A 21,937-nucleotide genomic window follows, 5' to 3' on the forward strand; every position below is an offset into this window, starting at 1 on the left:
TCATCAGTTTTTGGCGATCCGGGTTGGCGCCGTCTTTTCGCAGAGCAGTCCGCTCGCCTGAGGCAGCGAGGCATCCTTGAGACGCTGCTCGGGCAGGGCATAGCCAAACGAGCAAGCTTCGCTGTTGTTCGCGCCCCATTTCACGGTCAGGATGCCCTGCGTGTCCTTCAACCCGCGCGCCAGCACGCGGCCGCCCTGCGCCACGACACCCACGCTGTTTCCGTCGGCGTCCTGCACGTCGGCGCCAAAGGGAAGGGGCTCTCCGCCGTGCATGGCCACCGTCAGCAGCGCCGCGCTTCCCACGTTTTCGGTTTCGAAGGTCAGCCGAACCACCGCGCCGGCGGTGGGGGCCACCTGTTGTTCGGTCGCCTTGAGCTCGACATTCAGCGGGAGCCCCTTGGGATCGAGCTCGATGGCGTTCCTGGCATAGGGAGTCAAGGTCGATACGATCGCGCGGCCTTTGGAATCCAGGCGCACCCCGGTGCTGTTGAGCACCCGCGCGCCCGCTGCGTCTTTCGCCTCGACGATCGCAACCGTTTCGCCGGTGACCGGCGTCATGACGAGGCCGCCACCATAGGCCACGACGCCGCCGGAAATGCCGCCGCCGTATTGGGTGTAGTTCGAACTGGTGCTGGCGCTGGCCGACACGGCCGTGACGGGCGTGATGTAGGAGGCGTTCGCAGCAATGCTGGTGTTGGCCGGACCGTTGGACGACACGGCGCGCCCGGCGCTGACGCCGTAGTTGAACGCGTTATTCGCGCCGAGCGAGCCCGCCACGGATTGCTGGACGCTGCTGGATCCATCCGAAGCCTTTTGCATGCTGGTCGACGCATAGACCGGATTCTGGTTGCGGCCGAGCGGAATGCCCAGGTTGAGCATGACCTGGTTGTCCCACTTCTGGGTTCCCACGTTGAGTTGGCGGGTGGCCGAGACGCTGTAGTTCACGCGCTTGTAGCTGTTGCTGTAGGCCGCCTGGATCTGCGTGTCGCGGCCGGGTCTGTCCCAGTAGTCCTGGGTCGATCCCGTGAAGTGCAGGGACCCATAGCCGGCCGGCAGGTTCTGGTTGATCGTCGCCTGCAGACGGCCTCGCTGCGTGCCATATTGGCCTGCGCCTTGCCCCTGTTCTTGCCGGGATCTCAGTTCCATGGCGTCGGCCATGCTCAGGTAGCCACGGGTGGAGTAGCGGTAGGCGGCGAGCGTGAGGCTTGTGCGAGTGGGCTCCAGAAACTTGGAGTAGCTCAGTTTGACGCTTTGCCCAGTGCGGTTTTTTTCTTTTGGCAGGCGCGTGGCCGCCTGGGTGACGTCCAGTCCAAACGCGCCAAAATCGGTGTTCAGCGCCGCGCCGCCCAATACTGCGCCGTAGCCCTGGGCCCCGGTCAGGCCGCCATAGGCGGTCACAAGATTGTTGATGCCGTGCTGCACGGTCGCTTGCGCCATCAGGGGGCGATCGGCCGTCTGCGGCGTGCGGTACTGGCCTGCGGTGACGCTGTAGCGGGTCACGCCCGGGCGCAATGAATTCACCGCGCCGGAGAAAGGCACCCGGGACACCAGCACGCGGCCGTCGGCTTCGTTGACCACCATTTCCAGGTCACCGCCGTAGCCGGTGGCGTACAGGTCGTCGATGATGAAAGGACCGGGCGCGACGGTGGTTTCGTAAATGATGTTGCCGTTCTGGCGCACCTGGACGCGCGCGTTCGTGTTGGCGATGCCGCGCAAGGTCGGGGCGAAGCCGCGCTGCGATTCGGGAGACATGCGATCGTCGCTGGACATCTGCACGCCGCGAAATCCGACGCTGTCGAAAGTCGATCCGTCAGTGAACGCATCGCCAATCACCAGCTGGCTCTTCATGCCCGTGATGTTGCGCCGCAGATTGGTCTGCACGCTTTGATATTGCAGGCCGCTCTTGCTGCCATGGGTTGCGCTGCCGGAGTGGCGCAAGCGCCAGGGACCCACGTTAGCGCCGGCATTCAGGCCCGCAAAGCTCTGGGTCGACGCCTTGCCATCGGCGCGAGAGGTGTAGAAGTTGGCGTTGTAATTCAACAGCGCGGCCGGCACGCCTTCGTCCCAATGCTTGGGGTCCACGAAACCGCGGCCCTGCCTGACCAGCGAGGCCTGGGGCACCGTCACGTTCAGCCGCTGTTCGCCCGCATCGAACTGCGCGCGCGCTTCCTTCACCAGGTCGGTCAACGCGACGCACTGGGTGCCGTTCAGCAGTTCGGCACGCGCCGCGTCGATCTTGGCAAGGTCGATGCCCACCAATTCCACCAGCGCCGAGTCGAAACAGGCCTGAAGCGGCGCGTTTGCGGAAGAGGGTTTGCCGATGCGCACGTCGGTGCGCCCCAGCCAGCGGTCGTTCACCTGCACATCGAGGCGATAGGTGCCGGGGATGGCGCTGTTCGAGCGCGAGAACTGGCTGACGTCCACGTCCGCACCGCTCAGGAAGGCATCGTTGAACTCCACGTCCGCATTCAGGGCGGCGAGTTCGGTGGCGCCGTCGGCCCAGGCAGTTGCGCTGAGCAGGCTTAGCGTGATCGCGGCAAGCGCGAAATGCGGCGTGGTGGCGAGACGTTCCATGATGGGCAGGTGCGCGATCAGGCGCGGCGCTGCCGGCAGGCGGATGCCGGCCGATCGCGCCGCCCTGGAGGCGTCGGGTGATGGGTTGGTGAGCGGACAGCCGGCCGGTCGGTGCGGGCCGGTAATGCTTAGGTCGCGCTAGGCGGGGCTGAGGGCCCGGGCGCCTTTGACTGCGCCGCCGTGGTCATTCAGGAAGCGGTACGAGACTTCGGCATTTGCGCCCTGGATCACGTCTCCTACCAGAGGCAGGAGCTTTTTTTCGCCGGGGGCAAGCATGTCGCCGTCGGTGAACTTGGCGCGCTTGCCGTTGCTGGCCACGTTCACTTCGATGAAGGTGACGTGATACGGCGTGGGGTTGGTGGCTTCGATAGCGTTGCGATTGCCGGACCGGACCAGACGCCAGCTGACTTGCGCGGGCGCGTCCTCGGCCTTGCCTTTGAGTCCCGCGGGGCGATAGAACAGCTTGATCCGCGACCGGAATGCCATCTGCAGGAGGTTCTGGCTGGCTTTGTCCTTGGGCGGAATTTCCAGCACGTTGAGCCAGAACACGGACTCCTTGTCCTCACTCATCGGTTCGCCCGTGTGCATCAGGCGCAGGGTCTGGCCCTTGCCCTGGTCGATGCGGGACACGGGAGGGGTCACGATAAAGGGCACCTGGATGGATCCCGGCGCCGCCTTGGCGTCGCCCGTGTCGATCCAGGTCTGGGTGAGCGCGGGCTGGTCGCCCTCGTTCTTGAGCTTGACGTTGACTTCCGCCTGGCCGGCCTCATAGACGATTCGGGTGCTGCCAATGACGACGGATGCGGTTGCCGGCGCGGCAGCGAAGATACAGCCTGCCAATGCTCCGGCTGCAAGAGCTACGTTGAATGGATTCATCGGTTTCCTCGGACTGTAAATGGGGGCTTGACTACTGATCCGGGCGGCTGCAAACGAGCGCAAGGCCAAGCCGGGCGGCTTATTGATAAATGATGGTGTATTTGGCAGTGGCGTTCACGTTGCCCGCGCCTGCCTGGCCGAGCGCGAAATACTGAGCCTGGTAATGAAGCGTGGCCTCGCCGTTGGCCAGGGAGACGGCCTTGGAGTTCTGGGCCTCGTCAGCGACGGTGACGCTGATGGGTGTTGCGTCGCCATTCAGGAGGCGGATCTCGACGTTGGCTGCACCCCCCGCGGAGATCGTCAGGTTGCCGGTGGCCGCATTGCCGTTGGCGCCGGGTTCGAACAGGGTGTGGACCATGCCCGTACCCGGGGTGCATGCGGTCAGGCGGATGGTGAAGGGCGTGGTGCCGGCCGTTTGGCCCGCGGCCGTCAGTGAATCGACGCCGACCGTGGGCATGAGCACGTTGAAGTTCTTGCTGCCGGTGCCGTTGCCGTCGATGGTGCACGTGTTGGCGGATATGGCGCCCGTGAAATTGATCGTGCCGTCCGAGGCAAATGCCAGCTGCGAAGTGGAAGCGAGGGCGCCGATGGCCAGCGCGATGATTACTTTGGATTTCATAAGTGGATGTCTGTCAAAGGGGCTGAAAAGCAATGCGCCGACGGTGCTTTTCAGAGGTTTATGGCGTACTGCTCGGCGACATGTGTGATTACAGTCGGTCCGAGAAGTGGTGTCTTTAATAAAATTCTGATAATTCGCCAGAGAGTAATTTTGCGGATAGCATCACCGCCATGATTCCGATAGCACTTCCCAGCGCCAGTTTTTTCATTCTGCTCACGGCCGGCTTTTTCGCCGGCCTGTTGTTGTTGGGCTGGGGCGTCGCCCTGGTGGCCAGCGGCCGCGCCCGGCGCACCGTCCGCAAGTATTGGAAGACGTCCATCGTGCTTTGCCTGGCGCTGGCCGCGCCGTTCAGCTTCTATGCGTGGTTCCAGGCAGTGATGTGGCAGGTGGGCCGGGACATCGATCGCAAGCAGGCGGCGCTGCGCGTCACGTTGCAGGAGCCCGCAGTGGTCGGCGGCGTGGCGATGCCGGCGGGCACGCGCCTGACGCTGAAGGACGAGGGCAAGCTCGACACCTACGTCGAGGCCAGTTTTCCGCAAGCGGTGCCCATGCTGGGCGTGCAGGCAACGTCTGCACGACGCTACCTGGACACCGAGTACGAAGCGCAAACCTACGCCACGCTTGGCCGGCATCCGCGCACGGTCATCCTGCGGGGCGCGGGCGTGCAGACCGTGCAAGGGTGGGGGTGCGACGGCGCGCAGGACATCGAGTTCGCCGTCGAACCGGACGGCGCCATGAAGGCGTTCGAACAATGCGTGCTGGCGCCGGGCAACGAGGCCGCGGGCCTGGCCATCGCGGCAGGCACAGCGTTGCGCGGATCAAGCGGCACGGTCTACACGGATGGTTCGCGGGACGCCGACCGCTGGCGGCTCGAGGTGGAAAGCGAGGCAGCCGTGCCGCTGTACGGGCTGTTTCTCAGCCGGCCCACGCTCTACCTGGATGCGTCGCGCAACGTATTGCGGGTCACGGACGCGGAGCTGGCGTGCCGCACGCAGTTCGGCGGCCTGACGTACCCCGCCGGCACGCAGTTCAAGACTGCGCGGCGGGGCGCGGGGGAGGATCGTGAACCGTACCCGGGCGTCCTGGTCTTCAGTCCTTGGAACGGGCAGGCCGCGGTGCGGCCCGGCCACGAGGACGTGCCCGAAGGCATGTCCGTGATGCATACGCCGCAGGGCGAGTTCATCAAGATCGTCAGCAACGACGCGGCGGGTGTGTTCCGCTTTGACACGTTCGTCGTCGACGGCAAGGAGCCGGCGCGCCCGGCGCGCGCCCGCTGCCCATAGCCGCCGGCATCAGTAGCCGATGCCGCGCGCCATCAGCACCGCGAAGAGCGGCAGGAAGACGAACAGGTGCGAAGCGATCATCACCCAGCGGCGCGCGCGCTTGATCTCGGGCAGGGCGGGGACGAACTCCGGCTGCTGGCGCCGTTGTTTTGCCCAGCGCAGGAAGGTCAGCGTGGGCGGAATGGAACAGAGCGCGATGACGACAAAGAGCGAAATCTTGGCGTGGAACCAGGGATTGCCCATGTAGAACGCGGCGCCCTTGGCGCCGGCGGTCAGCCGCAGCACCCCGGTGACGAGGACGAGGATTGCGCTCACGCCATAGAGGCGGTCGTAGACGATGAGGCGCTTGACACCGGCGGGCGTCAGGTCGGGGCGCAGCAATACAGCTTCGGCGGTGAGCACCACCACCAGAACAAAGATCGCCAGGTAGTGGAACCAGGCATACATTGCATCGGCCAGCATGTCGTCTCCAGGTAAAGGTCAAGCTAGGTTTTACCATCCAAAAAAGAAAACGGGCGCCCCGTTTGAGGGGCGCCCGTGGGCGTGCAGCCAGAGGGTGCGATCAGCGGCGGCGCTTCTTGGCTTCTTCCGCGGCTTCCTGCTGCGCATCCACCACGGCCAGGGCCGTCATGTTGACGATGCGGCGCACGGTGGCGCTGGTGGTCAGGATATGCACGGGACGCGCGGCGCCCAGCAGGATCGGACCCATCGCGACGCCATTGCTGCCGGTCATCTTCAGCATGTTGTACGTGATGTTGCCGGTGTCCAGGTTGGGCATGACCAGAAGGTTGGCCGGGCCCTTCAGCGTGCTGTCCGGGTAGGCCAGGACGCGGATCTTTTCGGACAGGGCGGCGTCGGCGTGCATTTCGCCGTCGACTTCCAGGTCGGGGGCGCGGTCTTGCACGATCTGGCGCGCGGCGGCCATCTTGCGCGACGATTCCGTGATGCGGCTGCCGAAGTTCGAGTGCGACAGCAGCGCGATCTTGGGCACCACGCCGAAACGCAGCATTTCGTCGGCGGCCTGGATCGTGATGCTGGCGACTTCCTCGGCCGTCGGGTTTTCGTTGACGTGGGTGTCGGTGACGAACAGCGTCTGGTCGGGCAGCATCAGCACGTTCAGGGCGGCGTAGGTCTGGCCTTCCTTTTTGCCGATGATTTCGTCGATGTACTTGAGCTGGTTGTCGTACTTGCTGGCCACGCCGCACAGCAGTGCGTCGGCGTCGCCACGGCGCAGCAGCATCGCGCCGATCAGCGTGTTGTGCTTGCGGATCATTGCCTTGGCGATGGCCGGCGTCACGCCTTCACGGCCCTTCAACTGGTAGTACGCGTTCCAGGTTTCGTTGAAGCGGCTGTCGTCTTCGGGATCCACGATCTCGAAGTGCTGGCCGGCGATGAGGCGCAGGCCTGCTTTTTGGATGCGCATCTCGATGACGGCGGGACGGCCGATCAGGATCGGGAACGCCAGTTTTTCGTCGGCAACCGTCTGCACGGCGCGCAGGACGCGCTCGTCTTCGCCGTCGGCGTAGATGACGCGCTTGGGCGCCTTCTTGGCCTGGGCGAACAGCGGGCGCATCAGCTGGCCCGAGTGGTACACGAAGCCCATCAGCTTCTGGCGGTAGGCCTCGATGTCCTCGATGGGGCGGGCGGCAACGCCGGAGTCGGCGGCGGCCTGCGCGACGGCCGGCGCGATCTGGACAATCAGGCGCGGGTCGAACGGCTTGGGGATGATGTATTCGGGACCGAACGACAGTTCCTGGCCAGCGTAGGCGCGGGCCACTTCATCGTTCTGCTCGGCCTGGGCGAGGTCGGCGATCGCCTTGACGCACGCCAGCTTCATTTCTTCGGTGATGCGCGAAGCGCCGGCATCCATGGCGCCGCGGAAGATGAACGGGAAGCACAGGACGTTGTTGACCTGGTTCGGGTAGTCCGAACGGCCCGTCGCGATGATGCAGTCGGGGCGCGCGGCCTTGGCGACTTCGGGGCGGATTTCGGGTTCCGGATTGGCCAGGGCCAGGATCAGCGGACGGTCGGCCATGGTCTTGACCATGTCGGCAGTCAGCACGCCAGCGGTCGAGCAGCCCAGGAACACGTCGGCGCCATTGACCACGTCGGCCAGCGTGCGCGCGTCGGTCTTTTGCGCGTAGCGCTTCTTGTTGGCTTCCATGTTCTCGTCGCGGCCGTCCCAGATGACGCCGCGCGAGTCGACCACGAAGATGTTTTCGCGCTTGATGCCCAGGTGAACCAGCAGGTCCAGGCAGGCGATGGCCGCGGCACCGGCGCCGGAGCAGGCCAGCTTGACCGAGCCGATGTCCTTGTTCACGACCTTCAGGCCGTTCAGGATGGCGGCCGACGAGATGATGGCGGTGCCGTGCTGGTCGTCGTGGAAGACGGGGATCTTCATGCGCTCGCGCAGCTTCTTCTCGATGTAGAAGCACTCGGGCGCCTTGATGTCTTCAAGGTTGACGCCGCCCAGCGTGGGCTCGAGTGCGGCAATGATGTCCACCAGCTTGTCCGGATCGTTTTCCGCGAGTTCGATGTCGAACACGTCGATGCCGGCGAATTTCTTGAACAGGCAACCCTTGCCTTCCATCACGGGCTTGGCGGCCAGCGGACCGATGTTGCCCAGGCCCAGCACGGCGGTGCCGTTGGTGATCACGCCCACGAGGTTGCCGCGCGACGTGTACTTGGAGGCGGCGTCGTCGCCCTGGTCGAAAATGGCCATGCAAGCCGCAGCCACGCCGGGGGAGTAGGCCAGGGACAGGTCGTCCTGGTTGGCCAGGGTCTTGGTCGGGGTGACCGAGATTTTGCCGGGAGTGGGATAGGCGTGGTAGTCCAACGCCAGTTTGGTGAGAGTTTCGTCCATGGGATCGGGGCCTGAAAGGGCTAACGGAAAAAAAACAGGGATGCAAAAGGCGGGCTCGCGGCCCGCCGTATTCATCGCGAAATGCTTAGGGAACACCCGTATTTCACCAGAAAGCGCGGGTGCTTGGTTGCTGCAGTGCAGCGAGCGTTCGCTTTTGATCAAGCAAACGCGTGCGCGGCGCCGCCCCGATGGACGAGGTGAAATGGATGAGACCCTAGATTTCCCACGGCGGCGCCTGGCGGCTGCCAGCGTTCAAGGCGCGGCGCAAGGTGCGCGCATCGTCCTGCCTGTCCAGGCTGTCCAGCGCATGCAGCACGATCCAGTCGGCGCCGACTTCGAAGAAATCGCGCAAGCGCGCCCGCGTGTCGCTGCGCCCGAAACCGTCCGTGCCCAACGTGCGGTAGGGCGCTTTTACGTAGGCGCGGATCTGTTCGGGCACGGCGCGCACGTAGTCGCTGGCCGCGATCACCGGCGCGTCGCTGCCGGCCAGGCAGGTGTGCACCCAGTCCTGGTCCTGCGGCGCTTCCAGGCCCAGCACGCGTGCGCGCTCGGCTTGGCGGCCGCTGCGGGCCAGCTCCGAAAAGCTGGTCACGCTCCAGACTTCCGCATCCACGCCGAATTCGTCGTGCAGGCGCGCGGCAGCCAGCTCGGCTTCGCGCAGCATGGGGCCGGCGCCGAGCAGGCGGACCTGCGCCGTGCCGCGCGCGGGCCGCAGCCGGTACAGGCCGCGCAGGATGCCTTCGCGCGTCCCGGGATCCTGGGGCATGTCCGGCTGCGCCAGGTTCTCGTTCGTGACGGTCAGGTAGAAGAATTCATCGCGTTGCTCGTCCAGCATGCGCCGCATGCCATGTTCGACGATGACGGCGACCTCAAAGGCGTAGGCCGGATCGTAGGCGCGGCAATTGGGCACGGTGGCGGCCATGATGTGGCTGGAGCCGTCCTGGTGCTGCAGGCCTTCGCCGCCCAGTGTCGTGCGGCCCGACGTGGCGCCGATCAGAAAGCCCCGGGCGCGCTGGTCGGCGGCGGCCCAGATCAGGTCCCCGATGCGCTGGAATCCGAACATCGAGTAATAGATATAGAACGGCAGCATCGGCAGGCCGTTGACCGAGTAACTGGTGCCGGCCGCCGTCCAGGACGAGATGGCGCCGGCCTCGGTGATGCCTTCTTCGAGGATCTGGCCGTCGCGGGCCTCGCGGTAGTACAGCACCGAGCCGATGTCCTCGGGCTCATAGAGCTGGCCCTGCGCCGAATAGATGCCGATCTGCCGGAACAGGTTGGCCATGCCGAAGGTGCGCGCCTCGTCCGCGACGATGGGCACGATGCGCGGGCCCACGGTGGCGTCCTTGAGCAGCGCGGTCAGCATGCGCACGATGGCCATCGTGGACGACATCTCCTTGCCGTCGGCCGCCAGCGCAAAGCGCGCCCATTGGTCGGCGTCCGGGGGCGCGAGCCGCGGGGCCTCGGCGTTGCGGCGCGGGATATAGCCGCCCAGCGCGGCGCGGCGCGCCTGCAGGTGGCGCATTTCGGCGCTGTCGTCGGCGGGGCGGTAGAACTTGAGCGCCAGGCAGTCGGCGTCGGAAATCGGCAGCGCGAAGCGGTCGCGGAACGCGAGCAGCGCTTCGTCGTCCAGCTTCTTTTGCTGATGGGTGGTCATCTTGCCCTGGCCGGCCGTTCCCATGCCAAACCCCTTCTTGGTCTGCGCGAGGATGACGGTGGGCTGGCCGCGATGGTTCGCGGCGCGATGGTAGGCGGCATGGATCTTCACCATGTCATGGCCGCCCCGGTGCAGGCGGTCGATGGCGTCGTCGGACCAGTCGGCCACCAGCGCCGCCAGCTCGGGATTCTGGTTGAAGAAATGGGCGCGGTTGAATGCGCCATCGTTGGCCGCGAAGGTCTGGAACTGGCCGTCCACGGTGTTGGCGAAGGCGCGGGCGAGCGCGCCGCCCGTGTCCCGGCGCAGCAGCGCGTCCCAGTCGCTGCCCCAGACGAGCTTGATGACGTTCCAGCCGGCGCCGGCATACAGGGTTTCGAGTTCGTCGATGATGCGGCCGTTGCCGCGCACCGGGCCGTCCAGGCGCTGCAGGTTGCAGTTGACGACGAAGATCAGGTTGTCGAGCTTTTCGCGCGCGGCCAGCGTGAGCGCCGCGATGGATTCGGGCTCGTCCATTTCGCCGTCGCCAAAGATGCCCCACACCTTGCGGTCGGCGCCGGGCACCAGCGAGCGATGTTCCAGATAGCGCATGAAGCGCGCCTGGTAGATGGCGTTGATGGGGCCGATGCCCATCGAGCCGGTGGGGAACTGCCAGAAATCCGGCATCAGCCACGGATGGGGGTACGAGGACAGGCCGCGCAAGCCGCGCGTGGTGGCGGTGATTTCCTGGCGGAAATGCGCCAGGTCGTCTTCGCCCAGAAAGCCTTCGAGGAAGGCGCGCGCGTAGACGCCGGGCGCCGAATGCGGCTGCATGTAGACGATGTCGCCCGGGTTGCCGTCCGTGCGGGCGCGAAAGAAATGATTGAAGCCGACTTCGAACAGGTCGGCGGCCGACGCGTAGCTGGCGATGTGGCCGCCCAGCTCGCCGTGCGCCTGATTGGCGCGCACCACCATCGCCAGCGCGTTCCAGCGGTTGATGCGGGCGATGCGCTCTTCGACGGCCAGGTTGCCGGGGAAGGGCGGTTCCTGGTCGGCGGGAATGGTGTTCAGGTAGGCGGTGCGGGTCTGGCTGTTGGCGCGCAGCCCGAGCGAGGCGGCGTGGCCCAGGACGCTGTCCAGCACGTAGCCTGCGCGCTCGGCCCCGTCGGCCTGCAGCAGGGACTGCAACGCTTCGCGCCATTCGGCGGTTTCGGCGGGGTCGGCGTCCTCCTGGAGGGCCGATCCGGAAAGGGGCTGGCGAGGGTCGAGCATGGTAAGTCGTCTCCTGTTTTTACTGCTCATGCTAGACCCATGCCCGAGGCATGAGTCATCAAATTCCCCAGGGGAATCCGGCGCTTTCAGCATAATCTTTCGTCAGGATCCTGCTGCACGGCAGGTTCCACTGCCCGATCGCGTTTACCGCTGGTGACCACGGGGTGGACGGTCTGGCGCTAGAATGCGCGGCTATCAATAGGGAGAAACCCATGACCCAGCCCATCCGCGTTCCGCCGGAGGTCACGCTGCCCGAGCTGACCGTCCGGGGCGTCCTGCTCGGCGCGCTGATCACCGTCATCTTCACCGCCTCGAACGTGTTCCTGGGGCTCAAAGTGGGCCTGACGTTCTCGTCGGCCATTCCGGCGGCCGTGATCTCGATGTCGGTCCTTCGCATGTTCAAGGACGCCAACATCCTTGAAAACAACATGGTGCAGACGCAGGCCTCGGCGGCCGGCACGCTGTCGGCCATCATCTTCATCCTGCCGGCGCTGGTCATGATGGGCCACTGGCAGGGCTTTCCGTTCTGGCAGACGCTGGGCATCTGCGCGGCCGGCGGCATGCTGGGCGTGATGTTCACGATTCCGCTGCGCCACGTGATGGTGGTGCAGAGCAACCTGCCGTATCCGGAAGGCGTGGCGGCGGCGGAGATTCTGCGGGTGGGCAGCGCCGAGCGCGCGCAGGACGCGCCGCAGACCGCCGCGCACGCGTCGGCCAAACCCGCCGCCACCGGCATGGGCGACATCGTCGCCGGGGGCGTCGCGGCGGCCGTGGTCAGCTTTGCCGCCAGCGGGCTGCGCGTGCTGGGCGACAGCGTGAGCGGCTGGTTTGCATTGGGCGGCGCCGTGTTCAGGCTGCCGATGGGCTTTTCGCTGGCGCTGCTGGGCGCGGGCTACCTGATCGGCATCGTCGCCGGGCTGGCGATGTTGACCGGGCTGGTCATTGCGTGGGGCATCGCGGTGCCCATCCTGACGGCCATGGGCGACATGCCCGCGGGCGCGACGCTGGCGTCCTATGCCACGGGCCTGTGGTCCTCGCAGGTGCGCTTCATTGGCGCGGGCGTGATCGGCGTCGGCGCGATCTGGACGCTGGCGACGCTGTTCGTGCCGATGGCGCGCGGCGTGAAGGCCTCGTTTTCGGCCTTGACCAAGGAGGGCGCGGCCCGAGCGGGCACCGCGCCGCGCACCGAACGCGACCTGTCGGCGGGCTGGATCTCGGCCGTGACGCTGGTGCTGGTGGCAATCCTGGTCTTCACGTTCCAGGTGTTCCTGTCGGGCACGCCGCTGTCGGCCGGCGCCATCTGGAAGCTGGTGGCCTACGCGGTCCTCTTCGCCTTTGTGTTCGGTTTCCTGGTGGCCGCGGCTTGCGGCTACATGGCCGGCCTGGTGGGGTCGTCGACCAGCCCGATCTCCGGCGTGGGCATCGTCGCCATCGTCCTGGTGTCCGTGCTGATGCTGGGCGTGGGCGGCGAGCTGATGGCGCTGGAAAACGGCGTGCAGATGGCGATTGCCCTGGCGATCTTCAGCACGTCGGCCGTCGTGGCGGTGGCGTCGATTTCGAACGACAACCTGCAGGACCTGAAGACCGGCTGGCTGGTGGGGGCAACCCCGTGGCGTCAGCAGGTCGCGCTGCTGATCGGCTGCGTCGTCGGTGCGGCGGTGATTTCGCCGGTGCTGGAGCTGCTGTACAACGCTTACGGGTTTGCGGACGCGATGCCGCGCGAGGGCATGGACGCCTCGCAGGCGCTGTCCGCGCCGCAGGCCACGCTGATGCTGGCGATCACGCGCGGCATCTTCACCCACCAGTTGAACTGGACGATGATCCTGATCGGCATGGCGGTGGGCGTGGGGCTGATCGTGGTGGACGAGATCATGAAGCGCACCTGCAAGGTGGCGCGCATTCCCGTGCTGGCGGTCGGCATCGGCATCTACCTGCCGCCGACCGTCGCCGCGCCCATCGTGGCGGGCGCGCTGCTGGCCTGGCTGCTTGAGCGCGCCCTGCGCCGCCGCGCCGCCGCCGCCAACCAGCCCTACGACCGCTTCGCCGAGGCGGCCAACCGCCGCGGCGTGCTGATCGCCTCGGGCCTGATCGTGGGCGAGAGCCTGGTGGGCGTGCTGATGGCGGCCATCATCGGCGGCACGGGCTCCGAGGCGCCGCTGGCGATCGCGGGCGAGGCGTTCGCCGGCATGGCGTCCTACCTCGGGTTGGCCGTCTTCGTGCTGGTGGCCGTGCTGTTCTGGCGCCGGGTGATGCGGCTGGCTTAGTGCAGCAAATCCGCCAACGTTCGTGCAATGACCTTCGTGGCGCGGCGCAGGTCTTCCAGATTGATGCGCTCGTCGTTGCGCTTGGCGTGCGATTCCAGCACCGTGCGCGGGCCCGCGCCGTAGATCACGCCGGGGATGCCGGCTTCGGCGTACAGGCGCACGTCGGTGTAGAGCGGTGTGCCCATCGCGGGAATGGGTTCGCCGATAACCGCTTCGCCATGTTGCTGGATGGCCTGCACCAGCGGCTGCGCGCCGGGCAGCGGGCGCATCGAATTGGCCAGCAGCAACCGCTTGATTTCGACACGGATACCGGGACATGAAGCCGCGGCTTCTTCGATGATGCGCCGGATGTCGGCCTCGACCTCTGCGGCGTTTTCTTCGGGAATCATGCGGCGGTCCAGCTTGAAGCTGACCTTGCCGGGCACCACGTTCGTGTTTGTGCCGCCTTCGATCCGCCCCACGTTCAGGTACGGATGCGAAATGCCCGGGACCTGCGACGTGATCGCTTGGTAATGCGCGTTCTGCGCATACAGCGCATTCAGAATCGCGACGGCGCCTTGCAAGGCGTCGACGCCGCTGCTTGGGATGGCGGCGTGGGCCATCTTGCCGTGCACCGTCACTTCCATCTGCAGGCAGCCGTTGTGCGCGGTGACGACTTCATAGCTGAAGCCGGCCGCGATCATCAGGTCGGGGCGGGTCAATCCCTGCTCCAGGAGCCAGCCCGGACCCAGCAGACCGCCAAATTCCTCGTCGTAGGTAAAGTGCAGCTCCACCGCGCCGCGCGACGGCATGGCGACGGCTTCCAGCGCCCGCAGCGCAAACGTGAAGCTGGCGAAGTCGCTCTTGCTGACGGCTGCGGCGCGGCCGTACAGGCAGCCGTCCTCGATCTCGGCGCCGTAGGGATCGTGCTTCCAGCCGTCGCCGGGGGGCACCACATCGCCGTGCGCGTTGAGCGCGATGCGCGGGCCTGCGCCGCCGTATTCGCGGCGCACGATGAGGTTGGTGATGGACTGCATGCCGTAGTCCGCGACGGCCTGGGCCGGCACGGGGTGCGCTTCGGCGTGCAGGCCAAAATCCTGCAGCAGTTGCGCGGTGCGCTCGGCGTGCGGGGCGTTGTTGCCGGGCGGCGTGTCGGTGGGCACGCGCACCAGATCTTGCAGGAAGCGGACTTCTTCGTCGAAATGGGCGTCCACCCAGGCGTCGAGTCGGGCGTAATCGGTCATGGCGTTATGTCGAGGTTTCGTTGGCCAGCGCGTCGAGCAAGCCCAGCATGGCTTGCGCGGCAAGTTCGATATCGTCGCTGGTGGTGGATTCGCGGGGGTTGTGGCTGATGCCGTTGTTCTGGCCGCGCACGAAGAGCATCGCCTGCGGCATGATCTCGTGCAGCTTCATGGCGTCGTGGCCGGCGCCGCTGGGCATGCGGTGCACGGGGACGCCCAGCGCGTCGACCGCGCGCTCCCAGCGCTGCTGCCAGCGCGGATCGCTGGGCGCGGCGGCGGCGCGCATGGTTTCTTCAATCGAATAGCGCAGGCCGCGCCGCGCGCAGATGGCGGCCAGCTCGGCCAGCACGTCATCGACCAGCGCGTCGCGCTGCGCATCGCTGGGGGCGCGCAGGTCCAGGCTGAAGCGGCACTCGCCCGGCACGACGTTGATCGATCCGCTGGGCACTTCGAACATGCCTACCGTGCCGACCGAATCGCCATCGCGGGCGGCGCGGCTTTCAACATAGAGCGCCAGCTCGGCGGCCGCGACGGCCGCGTCGCGCCGCCGGTTCATGGGCGTGGTGCCGGCATGGCTGGCCAGGCCCAGGATCTGCACCTGATGGCGCACGCAGCCGTTGATGGACGTGACGACGCCAAGCGGCAGCCCCATTTCATACAGGACCGGACCCTGCTCGATGTGCACCTCGACAAAGCCCAGGTAATTGGCCGGATCGCGCCGCAGGCCGGCAATCCCGGCGATGTCCAGGCCCGCGTGCGTCATGGCCTCGCGCATGGTGATGCCGTCCGCATCCTTCTGCGCGAGCCAGTCGGGATTGAAGCTGCCAATCAACGCGCCCGAGCCCAGGAACGTGGCCCGGTAGCGCTGGCCTTCTTCCTCGGCGAAGGCGATCACCTCCACGTCGAACGGCAGACGCCGGTTCTCGCGATGCAGCGCGCGCACGCAGGCCATGGGCACGAAGATGCCAAGCCGGCCGTCGTACTTGCCGGCGTTGCGCACCGTGTCGAAGTGGCTGCCGGTCATGAGGACCGGCGCGCCGGCGCGGGCGGCGCGATAGCGTCCCACCACATTGCCGACGGCGTCGATGCCGACCTCGTCAAAGCCGCAGTCGCGCATCCATTGCGAGATGCGCGCGGCGCAGGCGCGGTGTGCGTCGGTCAGGTAGGTGACCGTGAGCTGGCCTTTTTCGGCGTAACCCGGATCGCTGTAGACGCTGAGCGCCTCGTGCCAGTCCCAGATGTCGCTGCCCATGCCGGTTTCGCCGTGGCGGCTGTGCGGGCGCGGCTCGACGTTCGGCTCGTTCAGATTGTTGGTCATGGTCGTCCTGTTCAACGGTCGGATATGTAGGGGTGGGTGGCTTTCCAGTGCCGCGCGATGTCCAGCCGGCGGCACACCCAGACGCGATCGTGGCGCGCGATGTGATCCAGGAAACGTTGCAGGGCAACGATGCGGCCGGGCCGGCCCAACAGGCGGCAGTGCATGCCGATGCTGAGCATCTTGGGCGCCTCGTCGCCTTCGGCATACAACGCGTCGAAGCTGTCCTTCAGGTACTGGAAAAAGGGATCGGCGTGGGAGAAGCCCTGCGGCAGCGCAAAGCGCATGTCGTTGCAGTCCAGCGTGTAGGGCACGATGAGCTGCGGCGCCGTGGCGCCATCCGATTTGCGCACCTGCATCCAGAAGGGCAGGTCGTCGCCGTAATAGTCGCTGTCGTACTCGAATCCGCCGTCGTCGGCGACCAGCGTGCGGGTGCGCGGGCTGTCGCGGCCGGTGTACCAGCCCAGCGGCCGTGTGCCGGTCAGCGTGGTGATGGCGTCGATGGCCAGGCGCATGTGCTCGCGCTCGGTGGCTTCATCCACGTTCTGGTAGTGGATCCAGCGCCAGCCGTGGCAGGCGATTTCATGACCCAGTTCCACGAACGCCGCGGTCAGGTCCGGATGGCGTTGCAGCGCCATGCCGACGCCGAACACCGTCAGCGGCAGCTGGCGCTTTTCGAATTCCCGCAGGATGCGCCACACGCCCGCCCGCGAACCGTATTCATAGATGCCTTCCATGCTGAGGTGCCGGTCCGGATAGCTGGCGGGGCTGAACATTTCGGACAGGAACTGCTCGGAGCCGGCGTCGCCATGCAGCACGCTGTTTTCGCCGCCTTCCTCGTAATTCAGGACGAACTGCACCGCAATCCGCGCGTTGCCTGGCCATTGCGCGTGAGGTGGATTGCGGCCGTAGCCGACCAGGTCGCGGGGGTAAGGCTGGGTGGAATCGTAGGCGGGCATGGGCGGACGGGGGAACGCGAAACCGTGGCAAGGCAACACACGATTCGCGCATGGATTTGTGTATACAAAGTATGTACATCAATTGCCCCTCCCGCGCCATCCTGGGTTGCCCTACGGGGGGCTTGGCGTCACCGCAAATCCCCGCAAGGCCACCCCAAGACGCCGAAGCCACCGCTATCCGTTGCGGTAGAGAAAGCTGTAGGCGTTGATCGCCGGCACCCCTCCCAGGTGCGCATACAGGACCTTCGAACCGGCGGGAATCTCGCCTTTGCGGATGATGTCCATCATCCCCTGCATGGATTTCCCTTCGTACACGGGGTCGGTGATCATGCCTTCCAGGCGGGCGCAGGTACGGATGGCATCGTTGGTTTCGGCTGACGGCAGGCCATACGCGGGGTAGGCGTAACGCGTGTCGAGCACCACGTCCTTGTCTTCGATGGGTCTGTCCAGTCCGACGAGGTCGGCGGTGCGCCGCGCGATGCGCAGGACCTGGGCGCGCGTCTGCTCCGGCGTGGCGGATGCGTCGATGCCGATGACGCGGTCGGCGCGGCCGTCGGCGGCAAAGCCCACGACCATGCCGGCCTGCGTGCTGCCCGTGACCGCGCAGACGACGATGTAGTCGAACTTGAATCCCAGATCGGCTTCCTGGCGGCGCACCTCTTCGGCAAAGCCGACGTAGCCCAGCCCGCCCAGCTCATGGTCGGACGCGCCCGCGGGAATCGCATAGGGCTTGCCGCCGCGGCGTTTCACTTCTTCAAGCGCCTCTTCCCAACTGCGGCGAAAGCCGATGTCGAAACCCTGGTCGACCAGCCGCACGTCCGCGCCCATGAGGCGGCTCATCATGATGTTGCCGACGCGGTCGTAGACCGCATCCGAATAATCCACCCAGTTTTCCTGCACCAGCACGCAGGCCAATCCCAGTTTGGCGGCCACCGCCGCGACCATGCGCGTGTGGTTGGACTGGATGCCGCCGATGGTGACGAGCGTGTCGCAACCTTGTTCCAGCGCCTGCGGGATCAGGTATTCAAGCTTGCGCAGCTTGTTGCCGCCGAACGCCAGGCCGCTGTTGCAGTCCTCGCGCTTGGCGTAGATCTCGACCTTGCCGCCCAGATGCTGTGAAAGGCGGTCCAGCTTTTCGATTGGGGTATCGCCGAAGGTCAGGCGATGACGGGGAAAGCGTTGCAGATCCATGGTGGCTCCTGATGATTCGGGCGGCCTGCGCTTTTTGGCAGGGTTCGCAAAAATCATAGAAATCATGGGCTTGAGGGGTCAATTGCGTATTTTTTCAATCCGCCAAATCGAAACTTCGTTTATTGGTATTTATGCATCTAATATTTCCAAATTAAAAACCGCGACCAAATTTAATTTTCAGGGACGCATTCCATGACTGCCGTTTTCACGCTGGACCGCATCGACCGCCAGATCCTGCGCATTCTTCAGGACGACGCGCAGATCACCAATCTGGACCTGAGCGCGCGCGTGCATCTCAGTCCGGCGGCGTGTCTGCGGCGCGTCGAGCGGCTCAAAAGCGAAGGCATCATCCGCAAGACGGTCGCGCTGCTTGAACCTGCCGACGTGGACATGGCCACGCTAGTCATCGTGGGCGTGGTGCTTGACCGTTCCACACCCGACTCGTTCACCGACTTCGAGGAAGCGGCCAAGAGCATCAGCGGCTGCCTGGAATGCCACCTGGTGGCAGGCGAATTCGACTACTTCCTGATGCTGCGCATCCGCGACCTGGAAAGATTCAACAAGCTGCATGCGGGCGAGATCATCAAGCTGCCCGGCGTACGCCAAATTCGCACTTTTTTCGTCTTGAAAGAGATCATGTCGACCACTGCGCTGCCTGTTTGACGCGGCGTAAATGCAACACTTGCCTTTTCTGCTATTCAAAATGACGCGCTGCGGCATTTTGCATTGACCGATTTTGGTGGCGCGTAGACGGCGCATTGGAAGGGGTTGGACGGACATTCCGTTGCTGCATGACGGCATTCCCAAAGGGCTTTCGCGTCACGGAAATGCGGGAAGACGCCCGTAAACTCAAAGGGTTATACTTCTCGACCATAGGCTTTCAAGGCTTGTACGCGCCTTCTGCCCCTGCTATCCGCCTAACGGGAAGCCCGTGTCGCGGAAGGTTTTCCTGCATCGTCTCGAGTGAAGCACTCGTAAAGGTGAAGCGATATGTCTTCGGAAATAGAATCTCTATCCACGTCTTACCTCTTTGGGGGTAATGCCCCGTATGTCGAGGAGCTTTACGAAGCCTACCTCGATAACCCCGGTTCGGTACCTGACAACTGGCGCGAATATTTCGACCAATTGCAGCACGCTCCCGCAACCGACGGCCAGGAATCCACTCGCGACCAGGCCCATGCTCCCATCGTCGAATCGTTCGCCCAGCGCGCCAAGGCCAATGCCTTCGTGCAACGCGCCGCCGAACCCGACCTGAGCGTGGCCAGCAAGCAGGTTTCGGTGCAATCGCTGATTGCCGCCTACCGTTCGCTGGGTTCGCGTTGGGCCGACCTCGATCCGCTCAAGCGCCAGGAACGTCCGCCGATCCCCGAGCTCGATCCCGCCTTCTATGGCCTGACCGAAGCCGATCTGGACCAGACGTACTCGGCCACCAACACCTACTTCACGACCGCCAGCACGATGACGCTGCGCGACATCCTGAAGGCGCTGCGCGACACCTACTGCCGCAGCATCGGTGCAGAATTCACCCACATCTCCGACCCCGCCGCCAAGCGCTGGATCCAGGAACGCCTGGAAACCACGCTGGGCGCGCCCACGTACACCGCGGAAGAAAAGCGCCACATCCTTCAGCAGCTCACCGAGTCCGAAGGCCTGGAACGCTTCCTGCACACCAAGTACGTCGGCCAGAAGCGCTTCTCGCTGGAAGGCGGCGAAAGCTTCATCGCCTCGATGGACGAAGTGGTCAACCACGCCGGTGAAAACGGCGTCCAGGAAATCGTGGTCGGCATGGCCCACCGCGGCCGCCTGAACCTGCTCGTGAACATCATGGGCAAGATGCCCGGCGACCTGTTCGCCGAGTTCGAAGGCAAGCACGCCGAAGGCCTGACCGACGGCGACGTGAAGTACCACAACGGCTTCTCGAGCGACCTGTCCACGCGCGGCGGCCCCGTCCACCTGTCGCTGGCGTTCAACCCGTCGCACCTTGAAATCGTCAACCCCGTCGTCGAAGGCAGCGCACGCGCCCGCCAGGAACGCCGCGGCGATGCCGAAGGCAAGCAAGTGCTGCCGGTGCTGGTGCACGGCGACGCGGCCTTTGCCGGCCAGGGCGTCGTGATGGAAACCCTGAACCTGGCGCAGACGCGCGGCTACGGTACGGGCGGCACGCTGCACATCGTCATCAACAACCAGATCGGCTTCACCACGTCCGACCCGCGTGACTCGCGTTCGACGCTGTATTGCACCGACGTGGTCAAGATGATCGAAGCCCCGGTGTTCCACGTCAACGGCGACGATCCCGAAGCCGTGGTGTTCGTCACCAAGCTGGCGCTGGACTACCGTCTGCAGTTCCGCCACGACGTCGTCGTGGACATCGTCTGCTTCCGCAAGCTGGGCCACAACGAGCAGGACACCCCGTCGCTGACGCAGCCCCTGATGTACAAGCGCATCGGCCACCACCCCGGCACGCGCAAGCTGTACGCCGACAAGCTGACCACGCAAGGCGTGCTGGCCGACGGCGAAGCCGATCAGCTGGTCAAGGACTACCGCCAGCTCATGGAAGACGGCCAGCGCACCATCGAACCGGTGCTGACCGACTACAAGAGCAAGTACGCCATCGACTGGTCGCCGTTCCTGGGCGCCAAGTGGACCGACCAGGCCGACACCGCCGTGCCGCTGGCTGAACTCAAGCGCATCGGCGAACGCATCACCACCGTGCCGGAAGGCTTCACGGTGCACCCGCTGGTCGCCAAGCTGCTGAACGACCGCCGCACCATGGCCAAGGGCGAAATGAACCTGGACTGGGGCATGGGCGAACACCTCGCCTTCGCGACCCTGGTGTCCTCGGGCTACGCCATCCGCATCACCGGCCAGGATTCGGGCCGCGGCACGTTCACGCACCGCCACGCCGTGCTGCACGACCAGAACCGCGAACGCTGGAACGACGGCACCTACATTCCGCTGCAGAACGTGTCGGAAGGCCAGGCGCCGTTCACCGTCATCGACTCCGTGCTGTCCGAAGAGGCGGTGCTGGGCTTTGAATACGGTTACTCCAGCGCCGAACCGAACACGCTGGTCATCTGGGAAGGCCAGTTCGGCGACTTCGTCAACGGCGCCCAGGTCGTGATCGACCAGTTCATCAGCTCCGGCGAAGCCAAGTGGGGCCGCCAGTCGGGCCTGACGCTGATGCTGCCGCACGGCTACGAAGGCCAGGGTCCCGAGCACTCGTCGGGCCGCATCGAGCGCTTCCTGCAGCTGTGCGCCGACAACAACATGCAAGTGGTTCAGCCGACGTCGGCTTCGCAGATCTTCCACGTCCTGCGCCGCCAGATGATCCGTCCGTTCCGCAAGCCGCTGGTGCTGTTCACGCCGAAGTCGCTGCTGCGCAACAAGGACGCCGGTTCGCCCCTGACCGATCTGGCCGGCGGCAGCTTCCGCCCGGTCATCGGCGAGGTCGACGAGGCCATCGACGCCAGCAAGGTCAAGCGCGTGCTGGCTTGCTCGGGCAAGGTGTACTACGACCTGGTCAACGCCCGCCGCGAGCGTGGCGCCGACAACGTCGCCATCATCCGCGTCGAGCAGCTGTATCCGTTTGCGCACAAGTCGTTCGAATCCGAACTGCGCAAGTACCCCAAGGCAACCGAAGTGATCTGGGTGCAGGACGAACCCCAGAACCAAGGCGCCTGGTTCTACGTTCAGCATCACGTGTACGAGAACATGGTCGAAGGCCAGAAGCTTGGCTACGCAGGCCGTGCTGCGTCGGCATCGCCGGCCGTGGGCTACCTGGCCAAGCACCAGGAGCAGCAGAAGGCCCTGATCGAAACGGCCTTCGCGCCCAAGTTCAAGGTCATGTTGACGAAGTAACCCTTACTTGATG

At 65.4% G+C, this 21,937-nt stretch carries 14 protein-coding genes and 1 pseudogene; 5 read left to right on the forward strand and 10 right to left on the reverse strand.

From position 1 onward, the window contains the following. Nucleotides 1–3: 3 nt before the first annotated feature. The 3 genes from ASD87_RS13180 to ASD87_RS13190 all read right to left on the reverse strand — a co-directional run bounded on the left by ASD87_RS13180 (nt 4) and on the right by ASD87_RS13190 (nt 4,069). Nucleotides 4–2,574 (reverse strand): fimbria/pilus outer membrane usher protein, encoded by a 2,571-nt coding sequence (locus tag ASD87_RS13180; RefSeq protein ID WP_056322106.1) that lies wholly within the window; start codon nt 2,572–2,574, stop codon nt 4–6. Between the two features lie 138 nt (nt 2,575–2,712). Further along, the gene (locus ASD87_RS13185) at nt 2,713–3,450 is read right to left on the reverse strand and encodes a fimbria/pilus periplasmic chaperone (protein WP_056322109.1); all 738 of its coding nucleotides are present in this window, start codon (nt 3,448–3,450) and stop codon (nt 2,713–2,715) included. A 79-nt stretch (nt 3,451–3,529) separates the two neighbouring features. Further along, nucleotides 3,530–4,069, reverse strand: a complete 540-nt coding sequence (locus ASD87_RS13190) for a fimbrial protein (RefSeq protein ID WP_056322111.1) — start codon at nt 4,067–4,069, stop codon at nt 3,530–3,532. A gap of 170 nt (nt 4,070–4,239) precedes the next feature. On the opposite strand from ASD87_RS13190, the gene ASD87_RS13195 reads away from it, so the two are divergent. Continuing rightward, nucleotides 4,240–5,352, forward strand: a complete 1,113-nt coding sequence (locus ASD87_RS13195) for a hypothetical protein (protein ID WP_056322114.1) — start codon at nt 4,240–4,242, stop codon at nt 5,350–5,352. 9 nt (nt 5,353–5,361) lie between these two features. On the opposite strand, the gene ASD87_RS13200 is transcribed toward ASD87_RS13195, so the two are convergent. From ASD87_RS13200 to mdeB, 3 genes are all read right to left on the reverse strand, one after another. After that, a complete protein-coding gene (locus ASD87_RS13200) occupies nt 5,362–5,814 on the reverse strand; it encodes a DUF2214 family protein (protein WP_056322116.1) in 453 nt (150 codons plus the stop codon). 100 nt (nt 5,815–5,914) lie between these two features. Continuing rightward, nucleotides 5,915–8,215: an NADP-dependent malic enzyme gene (locus ASD87_RS13205; protein WP_056322119.1), complete on the reverse strand. Its 2,301-nt coding sequence runs from the start codon at nt 8,213–8,215 to the stop codon at nt 5,915–5,917. A 214-nt stretch (nt 8,216–8,429) separates the two neighbouring features. Then, nucleotides 8,430–11,117: an alpha-ketoglutarate dehydrogenase gene (gene mdeB / locus ASD87_RS13210; RefSeq protein ID WP_056322121.1), complete on the reverse strand. Its 2,688-nt coding sequence runs from the start codon at nt 11,115–11,117 to the stop codon at nt 8,430–8,432. 212 nt (nt 11,118–11,329) lie between these two features. On the opposite strand from mdeB, the gene ASD87_RS13215 reads away from it, so the two are divergent. Next, on the forward strand, nt 11,330–13,381 hold the full coding sequence (locus ASD87_RS13215) for an OPT family oligopeptide transporter (protein WP_056322123.1): 2,052 nt from the start codon (nt 11,330–11,332) through the stop codon (nt 13,379–13,381). Here the strand turns inward: ASD87_RS13215 and ASD87_RS13220 are convergent. The 4 genes and pseudogenes from ASD87_RS13220 to ASD87_RS13235 form a co-directional block, all read right to left on the reverse strand. Further along, nucleotides 13,378–14,604: an ArgE/DapE family deacylase gene (locus ASD87_RS13220; protein WP_056322126.1), complete on the reverse strand. Its 1,227-nt coding sequence runs from the start codon at nt 14,602–14,604 to the stop codon at nt 13,378–13,380. The two genes, ASD87_RS13215 and ASD87_RS13220, sit on opposite strands and share 4 nt — an antisense overlap. Before the next feature lie 4 nt (nt 14,605–14,608). Further along, a pseudogene (locus ASD87_RS13225) lies at nt 14,609–15,850 on the reverse strand (hydantoinase/carbamoylase family amidase); the annotation flags it as partial. 80 nt (nt 15,851–15,930) lie between these two features. Then, entirely contained in the window at nt 15,931–16,875 is a 945-nt protein-coding gene (puuE, locus tag ASD87_RS13230; protein WP_056322128.1) for an allantoinase PuuE, read from the reverse strand. 174 nt (nt 16,876–17,049) lie between these two features. Further along, entirely contained in the window at nt 17,050–18,066 is a 1,017-nt protein-coding gene (locus tag ASD87_RS13235; RefSeq protein WP_056322131.1) for a 1-aminocyclopropane-1-carboxylate deaminase, read from the reverse strand. Here ASD87_RS13235 and ASD87_RS26900 point away from each other — a divergent pair. The 3 genes from ASD87_RS26900 to ASD87_RS13245 all read left to right on the forward strand — a co-directional run bounded on the left by ASD87_RS26900 (nt 18,065) and on the right by ASD87_RS13245 (nt 21,924). Beyond that, nucleotides 18,065–18,262 (forward strand): hypothetical protein, encoded by a 198-nt coding sequence (locus tag ASD87_RS26900; RefSeq protein ID WP_142050206.1) that lies wholly within the window; start codon nt 18,065–18,067, stop codon nt 18,260–18,262. The genes ASD87_RS13235 and ASD87_RS26900 overlap by 2 nt on opposite strands. Beyond that, nucleotides 18,259–18,729, forward strand: a complete 471-nt coding sequence (locus ASD87_RS13240) for an Lrp/AsnC family transcriptional regulator (protein WP_056322133.1) — start codon at nt 18,259–18,261, stop codon at nt 18,727–18,729. Before ASD87_RS26900 ends, ASD87_RS13240 begins: the two co-directional genes overlap by 4 nt. Nucleotides 18,730–19,056: 327 nt before the next feature. Next, complete coding sequence (locus tag ASD87_RS13245) at nt 19,057–21,924, forward strand: 2-oxoglutarate dehydrogenase E1 component (protein WP_056322136.1); 2,868 nt, start codon at nt 19,057–19,059, stop codon at nt 21,922–21,924. Nucleotides 21,925–21,937: the final 13 nt, after the last annotated feature.

Source organism: Achromobacter sp. Root170, assembly GCF_001428165.1.
Lineage (GTDB): Bacteria > Pseudomonadota > Gammaproteobacteria > Burkholderiales > Burkholderiaceae_B > Achromobacter > Achromobacter mucicolens.